Genomic DNA, 11,761 nt, shown 5'->3' with positions numbered 1-11,761 from the left:
TGTTTGCAGTTTATTTGCACGTAATGTGGTTTCTTCTGCACTGAATGTGGTTTTGAGACACCCACTTTTGGCAGTTAATGTGGTTTCAAAAATCCCCTTTTTGCAGTTTTGACCTCTGCTTTTTGCAGTTCGCTACACTTAGTTTTGGGTTAGGTCAAGACGGTCAGCAGCCGACAGCTTTAGATTGGCTTCAGGGAGATAACGTAGAGCCATTAAATACAGAGGTAAAAAATCTGTGGCTGATTCCGGGGGATTTGGGACTGTTCCAGTTGCAGTCACCTCATGATTTATTCACCCCAGCCCTCTCTAAGCTGAAGGGGTTTGATGTGTGCCTGATGGACTGTTCGCCGGGGCTTTCCTCTGTTTCGGTACAGGCTCTGTTGGCGTGCGATCGCGTGTTGATTCCGACTCTGTGCGAACCGGCTGCCCTCAAGGGGTTGTCGGAAGCGGTGGAATTAATTCGAGGGGAGCAAACAGGAGTGCCAATTGAGGTGTTACGGACTCGCTATAAGTCGCGCTTGCTGTTAACTCAGGAAGCTGACAGTTTGCTGGTTGAGGCTTCTGTGGAACTGGACTATCGGCTGCTACATACGGTGATTCCTGACAACATTGCTGTGGCAGAATCCATTGCTCAGCAAAAGCCTGTCACCGCCTATGCTGCCAAGTCCTCCGGTGCTTCATCTTATCGGTTTTTAGCTAAAGAATGCAAAAAATTGTGGAGGTTGTCGTGAACAAACCTAAGAGTAAGATGGGGGGGATTGGAAAGCTGAGCCAGTTTTCGGGAATTAAGCAGTCACCAGCACCAGTAGATATGGAAGCTGATAGGGCACCCACTCAAGACCCTCCGGTTGAAGCTGCGACTCTGGCTAATTCCAAGGAGAAACTGGTAGCGGTCAATTTCAAAATTACTCGCAACCAGCAGGAATGGTTAGCAGATACAGCCAGACTTGTTAGGGACAACAACGCCCAAGCTGTGCCACCAGCAGAACGAGTGTACCCTCAGCATTTGATGGGTGTGGCGATTTCTCTGTTACAACAGGCTGATGTGGACTGGAGCCAAATCAAGAATGTTGAGCAGTTGCGTAAACAGTTAAACCTATTAGACCTTTAGACAATAAAAGGTGTAAAGTATTAGTGATATCGTTTCCGGTTCATCCGAATAATATATTTTGATGATATCAGCGCGAGTGGGAATGGCGATCGCTCTGGTAAACTAGATGTAGGAGACCGCAATCATAATCACTCAAGACCGCAATCAGGATTTTTTCGAGACCACATTAAATGAAACTGAATCAAAACTTCAGACCAAATTAAACGCCACCCAGACCACATTAAATGCGACCAGACCACAATCATGTAAACGAGACCAGATTAAATACAACTATCCTCCCAGACCTCAAACAATCAAACTCAGCCAAACTCAAACCCCACCCTGGCAAGCAATTCAGCCATCAACAAAGCCTTACTTGACTCACAACCAAGCTGCATTACGCTCAAAGTGGCAGTCCCGCAGCTACCATTTGTGCGTGTAATTCACGCACACGCACAGGGTCTAATTGTCCCCGAAACCATAACTTAATCTCAGCAGGTTTAGCATTAAACTGTTCAGCCAAACTGCTGACATCGTAACCATGCCTTGTCAAAGTCGGTTCCAAATCATCAATTTGCTTAGATAAAATTGATTCAACAATTGCCAAACTTACAGGCTTTTCCCCCAAGAGATATGCCGATTCAAAAGCCAGCGTCAAATGCTGTTCAATTTGTAGTGGTGTCCTCAATCGTGTCGCCAGTAAGTCGATAGCTGAGGCCTCTATTACATCAGTAATCTTAGTATTTTCTTGAATACATTTAGACAACAACCATTCAATATACTCTCGCTGAGACCCCACAATACCCTCCAAAGAAAAAATAGTAGCTCGATACCCAATCTCTTCCATAGTTGGACGGCATAAATTATTCTTCAGTTTCGGATGACCCGCCAGCACCACCGACAAAATCCCACCACCATCTTCAACCACTTCAATCAAGCGTTTAAGCCCAGTTAAGGTATTATAATGTAAGTCATGAGCCTCATCGACAAACAGCACTACAGGCTTTTTACCCTTCCTAATCAAATCCCGCAATTCTCGTTCCCGTTTTTCACCAATTGAGGGAATTTTGATTTCTTTATCTCTTGATAAATCGTAGAATAAAGCAGCAATTAGTGTTGGTAATGTAGCCCGACACTTATCCACAGACAAAGACTTGGATACGTAAATCTTTCCTTCTTGCTCCAAAACATTAAATAAACGCCTAATTGTGGTAGTCTTGCCACACCCAACAATCCCTGACAAGGCAATGAGATGCCCTGAATAAATCGCAGCTTTGATATCTTTAAAGATTTGTTTGTGGTGTTCAGTCTCATAGTAACCAGCTTGACGAAATTCCTTGACTAATCCAAAATTTGACATCACTTCAGTAAGCATTTTTATTACCCTCTCTAAGAAATCTTATTTAAAATACTGTTTTACACCCTCCATAACTGCTTTTTTATTTAAAGTCTCCCTCAACAAATCATTAATAAAGTCCCGTTCTTGGGTCGATAATTTCGCCAGCGCTTTTCCCAGGTAATCCGCAATTGCCCGTTTCGCCAACAATGCGTCAGCATATGTAAATTCTTGGAAGGGGTCGAGGTCATTAAAAGGTGTAATAACTGGCTCTATAATTGGGTACTTATTTATCAAAAATAACAAATCAGCATTCTGTTCCAAGGCGGCTCGTGGCAATCCCAATTCTTTCGCTAATGTGGCAATTTTGTCGGCACGTTCTTCGGTTTTAGTTTTCTTAAATTTCCGATATCGATGTAAAGGAATTGGGCCATCAATTGGGTAAAAAGGCCCATACCTTTGCTGTTCTTTTTCTACATACAGTTCATTGTCAAATAAACCCCACCACAACACTACTGTTTCCCCAGCTAAATCCGGCTCTACTTGATAAGCTATGCCCTCAACTGATACTCTGGCAGAAGCATCTACTTTTCGGCGCTGAGGTTCGCGGGCAAAAGTACAAAATCGTTCCCAACTGCACATTTGACTAATGCCACTTGGGGGCAGAAATAGTCGCCAATCTTCCATCCGCGAGTGCGATTGGGTGCGATGAGGTTTGTCATTGTAATGCAGTAAATATTTGTGCAACCACAAGTTAGCCTCAACTTCGTTTTCCGGTTCGTGAAAGTGATACAAGGTTTCATGGGCTTCTTTGACTGTCCGAAACGGTCTTTCCACTTTGCCTTTAGAACGGGCTGTGACTCGGCGACCATCTTTGCCCGCTGGGAGATGGGTGGCTAGCTTGATTGGGTCTTCCGTACTTACTGTGCTAAAATATTAAGAACCTGTCAAAAAAGCTAGTGTATTATGAATAGGTTGATGACCAAATTGCTAAATTTACCGGGAGTTTTAGTAGAAAATAGTCAACAAACAGAAGATACATTAATTTTCTTCGTGAAATCGGATAAGAAAACAGCACTTTGCCCCCGTTGTGGTCAAAGAAGTCATCGAATTCATCAAAATCAACGACATTTAGTAAAAGATTTACCCCTGGGTAATAGAGAAGTAGTTTTGTCTGTTAATCGACGCAGATTTAAATGTAGAAATTGCCAAAAACCTTTTAGTGAGATGTTGGATTTTGTGCCAGAGAAGAAAAGTTTTACTCATAGATATGCAGCAGCTATTACTCAACAAGTTATTCATAGCGATCTGAAGAATGTCGCTCATAACAACGGATTAACAGCAGAGAGAGTTGAGTCAATGGTCATGTTTGTTGCTGAATCTTTTTTGCCTGTTGATGTGCAAAATTTGCGAAGATTAGGGATAGATGAAATTAGTTTAGTCAAAGGCCAAGGAAAGTTTATTGTGGTTTTAGTAGACTTAGAAAGTCATAAATTAATTGGGCTAGTTTCAGAGCGAAAACAGTGTGAGATTGAGAAAGTAATGCTAACTTGGGGAGAAAAAGTATTATCTCAGATAGAAGAAGTAAGTATGGATATGACGGGAAACTATAAATCATTAGTAAAAAAAATTTGTCCAAATGCTGATGTGACAGTAGACAGATTTCATGTCACAAAATTGATTCATGAGGAGTTGAATCAGGCTAGAATTTCCCAAAAACAAACAGCAGGGTCTCTAAATCTGAAAGAAAGAGCTAAATTATTTGATGGTTTAAAAGGCAGTAAATATACATTATTGAAAGCAGAAAACCAGTTGTCTACTCAGCAAAAAGAAAAATTAAAGCAAGTTAAAGAAGCTTCAGCATTAGTAGGAATTATGCACTCATTAAAAGAAGAGTTTCACCTCTTATTTGAAAACAATTATAACGTGGCTTCAGGGACTTTAGGACTAATTGATTGGTTAAAAAAAGCGGAATCATACTACAAGAAAAGTGTGAAAACAATTAAGCGGTGGCTCTCGGAGATAGTAGGTTATTTTGAGCTCATAACAACCAACGGAATAGTCGAAGGAATTAACAACAAATTAAAGTTATTAAAACGTTGTGGATTTGGATTTAAAAACTTTAAAAACTTTCAAGTTAGAGCTTTACTTTTTTGGCATTCACCTAGTATTTTAGCACAGTAAGTACGGAAGACCCAAAGTTTCTTTGAGTCCTTCTCTGTTATCTTGTATCCCGCTGGCTATGTCTGTGAACACTTTTTCACAGCCGGCGGAGAGCAGAGCATCTCGCTGTAGGTCAAGGTTTTGCTCTAGGGTTGAAATCCGTGCGTAGCCGACGAGCATAGACTCGTGCCTCCAAGGGGCGCGAAGTGTTCCAGTCTGTGGCATAACTAATTATTATTCTACGTTTTTGAGACACAGATTTTGAGATAAGTTTTGCAACAGTTTTTGGTGAGATTAAGTCGGTTTTGGGGTGGTTTGAGCGGGTGTTGCAAAAACGGTAGTTAATGCGATTTTTCAGGTGAGATTGCCACATATCTGGGGTGAAGGAACGACTGCTTGTGCTTCTGATTCTAAAAAGTTTGGTTCTTGGGATCAGAATTTGATGACTGAGTGGCATATCCGCTATGGTGGACGTGGGGTGATGATTTACTGGCACGTTGAGAAGAAGTCTGTTTGTATTTATTCTCAGTTGAAAACTTGTTCTTCTTCTGAGGTGGCGGCGATGATTGAGGGTTTACTGCGCCACTCTACGGATATGAAGGTGGAAAAGAATTATGTTGATACTCACGGTCAAAGTGAGGTGGCTTTTGCTTTCTGTCATCTGTTGGGTTTTCAGTTATTGCCTCGGTTGAAAAGAATTCACAAACAGAAGTTGTATCGGGTTGTTGCTGGTCAAAGTAATGCTTATCCTAATTTACAGCCTGTGCTGACAAGACCGATTAATTGGGAGTTGATTCGGAATCAGTATGACCAGATGATTAAATATGCTACGGCTTTGAGATTGGGTACGGCAGAGACTGAGGTAATTTTAAAACGATTTACTCGTTCTAATTTAGTACATCCTACTTATCAAGCTTTGGCTGAGTTGGGTAAGGCGGTGAAGACGATTTTTCTGTGTGAATATCTCGGTAAGGAGGAGTTGCGTCAAGAAATTCATTCAGGGCTGAATGTGGTGGAACAATGGAATAGTGCGAATAGTTTTATTTTTTATGGTAAGAATAGTGAAATTGCTACGAATCGATTAGAAGACCAAGAGATAGCAGTGTTGTCGTTGCATTTATTGCAAATCTGTTTGGTGTATATCAATACGTTGATGATGCAGCGGATTTTGTCGGAGAAGGATTGGTTGAAGTTGATGCACCTGGATGATTTGCGGGCGCTAACACCGTTGACTTGGGGGCATATTAATCCTTATGGGACTTTTCGATTGGATTTGGATGAGCGATTGTTGATTGACCCGGTGGCTTCTTGAGTGAAAAAGGAGATGAACGCTCAAACCCTTGTCTGGCAAGGGTTTTAACTGCTACTTTGCGGCTGGTGTCAGCTTCGCTATTTCTGGGCCCTGTAGTGACAAAAGAGGGATCACACCAAGCTGTCATAGCGATCACCTGCATCATCCATTCTGCACCATCCAAACCAGAAAGCCCAAAATTTGCTCGACTGGTGGTAGTGGACGATCGGTCAAGTCAAATGTATTTTTCTACCCAACGATCGTCAAATACCAATTCATAAATGCGGTTATTGACTTGGAGATAATCCCCTTGCTTGACTACTAACCCCGACATGACCAATTCCGTTTCTGCTGAATTATCAACCGCTACAATCTGTCCTTGATGTAAAATTTGTTGGTAAAGTTTTAATAGTTCTACAGCACGCTGTTTATCCTGCAAAATCCGATCGCGTATCGTCCGCAAATGTTCTGGTTGGTCTCGCGATTCCCAATTTTCGATAATTTGCGATCGCACCAACTCTTCCACATAAGCTGCTTCATCATTAGTAGGAATAAGAGACTCAGAACTGCAAATCAGCTTGCATACCTTTTGGGTGAGAAAAGGCTGTCCTCTCGTCCAGGCTATTACTTCTTTAAGTAGCGTTTGCGGATTGGTCACTCGTTTAGTCAATCCTTGCAGTAAAGGTTGAGCTTCATGCACTTGAAAACCCTTAAGTTGAATCGCTTGACCGACATTAAAAGGAGTGCGGTTTCTATCTTGAATTAATTGGGAAGGAGTAGCTACGCCTAACAGGACAAAATTCAAACGCTGATAGTCGGAACTGTCAGCCCGTTTGTTATAGCAAGTGCGGATGATGGCAAAAAATGTACTGCTGTCAAACTGAAGATCGAGTACGCTATCAATCTCATCTATGAAAATAATAATTTTTTCAGAAATAGCGGTTAACAATACTTCATTGATAAATTCTGATAAACGCTGCACGGGCGATAATAATTCCCGTTCGCGCCACCAAGTGCGAATATTGACTTTATCTAAGAGATTTAAACCACTAACTAAGAGGTAGGCAAAGCCTGCGTACCATTGCTCTAAAGTTATCTGGGAATTGCTAATTACAGAAATATCGATCGCGGTACAAGCAAAGCCTTCTGCTTGCAGCTTTTTCATAATTTGAACGCGCAAGCTGGATTTACCCATCTGTCGGGTATTGAGGATATAACAAAGCTGCCCAAGTCTTAAAGCTTTGTATAAGTGTCGGTCTGCCGATCTCACTACATAAGTAGGCGCATCTATGGGCAAACTTCCGCCTACTTGGTAATCGTAACTCGGCGATTCTTCCGCACTCCGTAGCAGAGCATTTTCGATTACCAATTCAGCTCGAGTTGCTTTGAGAATTTCCAGCGTGTGCGACAGTTCTTTGGTACGTTCTTCTACTTTTTGCTCCAAAGTTAGATTGTAATCTTCTAACTGTTCGTAGAGTTGAGCGTTTTCAATTGAGATAGCGGCTTGAGCGGCAATGATTTTTAAAGTTTCGACTCGCTGCGGGGTAAATGCGCCGATCGCGAGATTATTTTCTAAGTAGAGAATGCCAGCTAGTTTGCCTCGATCTAATAAGGGAGTGCAGAGAATCGATTTAGGTTGAGCGGCGATAATGTAAGCGTCGCGGGTAAATTGTCCTTCTTCGGTGGCATTATTTAATACTACAAATTCCTGGCTGCGAGCGACGTAGTTAACGATGGCGATTGATAGGAGGGGAATATCAGTGGAAGGATCTACAGAATCTATGGGAATTGATTGTAAAATAGTAATGCGATCGGACTCTAATGCTGCTTCCACTTCGATCGCCCAATTCCCGCCTTTATCCAGAATCAGAAAACCTTTTTGTGCGCCTGCATTTTCGATCGCAGTTTTCATCACCTGGTTTAATAATTGTTCTAGAACGATTTCACCGGAGATAGCTTGGGACGCTTTCATTACTGCTGCAAAATCCAGTTCTTCACCTGATGTTCCACCAGTTGTGATAATCCGATTCTTGGTATTTTTAGTATCGGTTCGGCTTGAACTAAGCCACTGAATATATTTTTCATCTAAATCTTCTACTTTGCGTTTTGCTCCCCAGATTTGATAACCTTGGCGTGCTTTTTTTAAATGAATTTGGGCGAACTCTGGTTTTTCTTGGGCAAACCAAAACTTTGATGCTAGTTCGTTGGCGAGTGCTTCTTCGTGGATAAACTCATTTTCTTTAGCCAATTTAATCGCTCGATCGTATAAATCGATCGCTTCATACCACTTACCCGATATTCTAGTCATTTCTGCGGCGACTAAAAGATATTGATGTTGGAAATTTTCGGGACATTGATCTGCCCATGCCTTCAGGCGTTGTTGATTTGCTTCTAGTTTCTGCCAGTATTTCTCCTTCTCTGTTTCGGAAGATTGGGGATAGAGAGCAACGAGAGTTAATGAGTAATAAAAATTAAGCTTGGCAGTGGAAATAGTGCCGGGAATAAAAGCTGTTAACTTCTCTGTTTCTTCCAGATAAGATAACTCTGGTGGCTGACCGTAGAGATAGAGAATATGAGTCTTAAAAATTTGGTAGAAACAAACGGCAGCAAGGGTTTGCTCAGTTTGACAAGTTGTCAAAAAATTAGCTTCATCTATTTCTTCTGTTGCAAAACAAAATTTATCCTGAGTCAAACCAACCAGGTTTTTAATGAGAAGTTTAGCTGCTAAAATACTATTTTTTGCCCAGCTATTTTGAGTTTTTCGAGCAAATTCTAAATTTTGAGATGCTTCCTTTAAAAGGGATTCTAAATTTCTGCCTTGATAAATGAGGTTGTATAAGTTGTAGGTATAAGAATATCCAGTAAATTGTAAATCACCCGCTTGCAGTCCAGCATCAATTCCTTCAGCATTGATACTTTCAGAAAGTTTGATGTGCATCAACCAAGGAGAAATAAAATTAGCACGAATTTGCGCTATAAGCACTTTGGAAGCTAAATCTTTATACTTATCAGCCAACTTCATTCCCAGAGAAGTATATTCATAGCCCGATCGGTAATCATGCAAGACATGACCCATAGTAAATGCCATGAAGCCATAGATCATTGCCGATACTTTAGTATGACCATATTTGAGATTTAAATTGACAGCTTTGACTGCGATAATATTTATCAATTCTGGATTTATAGCCATAGCAACTGAGACAAGGCGAGAAAGGATTTTTAAAGCAGCCTTTTTCTCGGAAATTTTCATTTCCGGACTGTCATACAAAGAACTAATTTTCCGGCTTCCTAAATTTTCTATATATTCCTTAAGTTCATCCTCAAACGCAGCTTGAAAATTGTCCGCAGGCAGAGTGATTTCTAAAGAATTGAGGGCAGATTTACCCTCTTCAAGTGACTCAATATATCGGGCTAATAGGGTGTATTGATTAATCCGCAAATAGTAAAATTTAGCTCGATCGACTGCCGATTTTGCATGGTGGATTGACTGTTCAATCAAATCCTGAGATTGGTCAAAATTTCCATTGAGATACTCGATTTCTGCAAATTCTTTGTAAAGGTCGAGCGCCATCGCGTAACTCTCTTGCCAAATATCTCCCGGAAACACATCTTTGGCAAGAATTAGATAGTCTCTGGATGCGGTGTAAGCAGTTGCTTCTTTGGCTTTTTTCGCCGCGCGTAAATTTAATTCTGCTAGTTCAATTTTTTCGCTATCGCTTTCTAGTAACCCTCGACCTTTATTGAGATGATCGACTAAAGTAAAGAGTTTTTCTCCCAACTCTGCTTTACCAAGTTCTCTCAGCAATAACCTGCCAATCTGAAGATGTACGGACTGCTTGCGATCGTCATCAATCAAAGCATAAGCTGCCTGTTGTACGCGGTCGTGTTGAAACTTATATTCCTCGATGATTAACGCAGATTCGCTCGGTGTTTCTGAAGATGTAGTTTCTAGAGCTGAGGTAGGCTGAATTAAACCTAACTGAATTGCTGGTAAGAGATCCTGACAAGTTTTTTCAGCGGATTCTTGACAAATTTTGCAGAGAGTTGTGAGATCGAAGCGATTGCCAATGCAAGCAGCTAAATACAATGCTTGTTGAGTTGCTTTTGACAGTTTCCTCAGTTTTTCGAGCATCAAGTCAACTACATTGTCTGTGATACCCAAAGCTTCAATTTGAGCGATATCCCACTGCCAAGATTTCGCAGCGCGATCGAACTTTACTAAATTTTCTTGATAAAGAGTTTTGAGAAATTCATTAATAAAAAATGGATTTCCAGAGGTTTTTTGAGCGACCAATTCTGCTAGTGGTTTAACGTTTTCTCGATCCTGGTGAAGCGCATCTGAAATCAGTTGTACTATTTCTTCAAGTTGCAAAGGAGTGAGGATAATTGTGTTGACGATCGCGCCTTGTTCTGGTAAGCGCTCGCGCATTTTTATTAAGGGGTGATCGAGATCGACTTCGCGATCGCGATAAGCACCGATGCACATTAGATAGCCCAAATCGCGATCGCTCATTATCGCTTCTAGCAACTTGAGCGTTGCAGAATCAGCCCATTGCAAATCGTCAAGGAAGATAACTAAAGGGTGTGCTTTTTGACAAAAAACTTGCAGGAAATTTAGGAAGACTGTATTGAATCGATTTCGGGTTTCTGTGGGTTCTAGAAGCTGGACAGGAGGCTGAGAACCGACAATTTGTTCGATTTCGGGGATGACATCAATGATGACCTGTCCGTTAACTCCAAAAGCAGCTAGGAGTTTTTCTCGCCACTGAGCTAATTGAGCATCGTTTTCAGTCAGCAGTTGTTGAACTAAAGACTTAAATGCAGATGCGATCGCAGAATAGGGAATATTTCGCTGAAACTGATCGAATTTACCGGAAAGAAAGTAACCGCGTTGCTTAGTAATTGGTTTGTAGAGTTCTTGTACCAGCACTGATTTACCAATACCAGCATAACCACCTACTAGCACCATTTCAGTTGACTTTCGATCGGTTTCTTCAGCGATTCTTTGAAAGGTTGAAAGTAGCGTTTCTATTTCCGCTTCTCGTCCGTAAAGTTTTTGCGGAATTGCGAAGCGATCGAAAATATCATAACGAGCAAGAGGGAAATCTAAAATCTTTCCGTTTTGCTGTAATTGATGCAAACATTCTTCTAAATCTGCTTTCAGTCCCAAGACACTTTGATAGCGATCTTCTGAATTTTTTGCCATCAATTTCATCACAATATCTGAAATTACCTGGGGGATTTCTTCACTTTTAATTTCTTTTGGTTGTTTGGCAATATGACAGTGAACTAATTCCAATGGATCGTCTGTTTCAAACGGAAGTCTTTGGGTGAGTAACTGATAAAAAGTTGCGCCGAGAGAGTAAAAATCTGTGCTGCGATCGAGGACTCGATTCATTCTACCAGTTTGCTCTGGCGACATATAAGCCAGAGTCCCTTCTAAAAGATGGGGGCTTTTAATGGTTGGATTTTCGCGGGTGAATTTTGTGGAAATGCCAAAGTCAATAATTTTAACTTGTCCGGTTTGGGGATTGTAAACAATATTAGAAGGGTTAATATCTTTATGGATAATATTGGCAGCATGAATCTCGCCAAGTGCGGGTACAATCTGGATGGCAATGGAGAGAAATTCTGAAAGCGAGAATGTTTGGGATTGTGTCAAAATATCGAGTGATTCTCCCCCAAAATCCTCCACAACCATAGTCAGCGTATTTTTGTAGGGAAATAAGTCATAGACTTTGATTACGCCATCAATTTTTTGGAGGGAGCGGGTAATTTCGTATTCTTGTTTATATCGAGTTAATTCTGAGGGACTAGGATAATCTTCCTTGAGAATTTTCAGGATAACGGGATCGTGGCTAGATTTATGGACAGCCCGATA

General features: G+C 41.2%; 6 protein-coding genes and 2 pseudogenes. 4 read left to right on the top strand and 4 right to left on the bottom strand.

The features are described 5' to 3' along the window. The first annotated feature begins 122 nt into the window (after positions 1–122). Both PN499_RS08575 and PN499_RS08570 read left to right on the top strand, forming a co-directional pair. Positions 123–731, top strand: coding sequence for a ParA family protein (locus tag PN499_RS08575; protein WP_272031377.1), 609 nt, complete (start codon positions 123–125; stop codon positions 729–731). After that, positions 728–1,111, top strand: coding sequence for a hypothetical protein (locus tag PN499_RS08570; protein WP_272031376.1), 384 nt, complete (start codon positions 728–730; stop codon positions 1,109–1,111). The genes PN499_RS08575 and PN499_RS08570 overlap by 4 nt, the downstream gene beginning before the upstream one ends. A gap of 382 nt (positions 1,112–1,493) precedes the next feature. Here PN499_RS08570 and PN499_RS08565 read toward each other — a convergent pair whose 3' ends face one another. Together PN499_RS08565 and PN499_RS08560 are read right to left on the bottom strand one after the other, a co-directional pair. Next, positions 1,494–2,465, bottom strand: coding sequence for an ExeA family protein (locus tag PN499_RS08565; RefSeq protein ID WP_272031375.1), 972 nt, complete (start codon positions 2,463–2,465; stop codon positions 1,494–1,496). A gap of 24 nt (positions 2,466–2,489) precedes the next feature. Further along, positions 2,490–3,332 (bottom strand): annotated as a pseudogene (locus PN499_RS08560) (IS481 family transposase); the annotation flags it as partial. Positions 3,333–3,404: 72 nt separating this feature from the next. Here PN499_RS08560 and PN499_RS08555 point away from each other — a divergent pair. Next, a complete protein-coding gene (locus PN499_RS08555; RefSeq protein ID WP_272031374.1) occupies positions 3,405–4,610 on the top strand; it encodes an ISL3 family transposase in 1,206 nt (401 codons plus the stop codon). On the opposite strand, the gene PN499_RS08550 is transcribed toward PN499_RS08555, so the two are convergent. After that, entirely contained in the window at positions 4,599–4,814 is a 216-nt protein-coding gene (locus PN499_RS08550) for a recombinase family protein (protein ID WP_272031373.1), read from the bottom strand. The two genes, PN499_RS08555 and PN499_RS08550, sit on opposite strands and share 12 nt — an antisense overlap. Positions 4,815–4,926: 112 nt before the next feature. Between PN499_RS08550 and PN499_RS08545 the strand changes: the two are divergent. Next, positions 4,927–5,901, top strand: a pseudogene (locus PN499_RS08545) (transposase); the annotation flags it as partial. A 214-nt stretch (positions 5,902–6,115) separates the two neighbouring features. Here PN499_RS08545 and PN499_RS08540 read toward each other — a convergent pair. After that, positions 6,116–11,761, bottom strand: a 5,646-nt coding sequence (locus PN499_RS08540) for an AAA family ATPase (protein ID WP_272031372.1), incomplete at its 5' end; no start/stop codon positions are given.

This window comes from Kamptonema animale CS-326, assembly GCF_028330895.1.
In the GTDB taxonomy this organism is placed as follows: Bacteria; Cyanobacteriota; Cyanobacteriia; order Cyanobacteriales; family Microcoleaceae; genus Kamptonema; species Kamptonema formosum.
Note: the sequence above shows the minus strand (reverse complement) of the source record. Positions and strands in the feature narration are given on the sequence as shown.

Bases quoted from the DNA above. Each gene is read 5' to 3' on its own strand.
- PN499_RS08565 (WP_272031375.1), bottom strand. From the start codon at position 2,465: ATGCTTACTGAAGTGATGTCAAATTTTGGATTAGTCAAGGAATTTCGT.
- PN499_RS08555 (WP_272031374.1), top strand. From the start codon at position 3,405: ATGACCAAATTGCTAAATTTACCGGGAGTTTTAGTAGAAAATAGTCAA.
- PN499_RS08550 (WP_272031373.1), bottom strand. From the start codon at position 4,814: ATGCCACAGACTGGAACACTTCGCGCCCCTTGGAGGCACGAGTCTATG.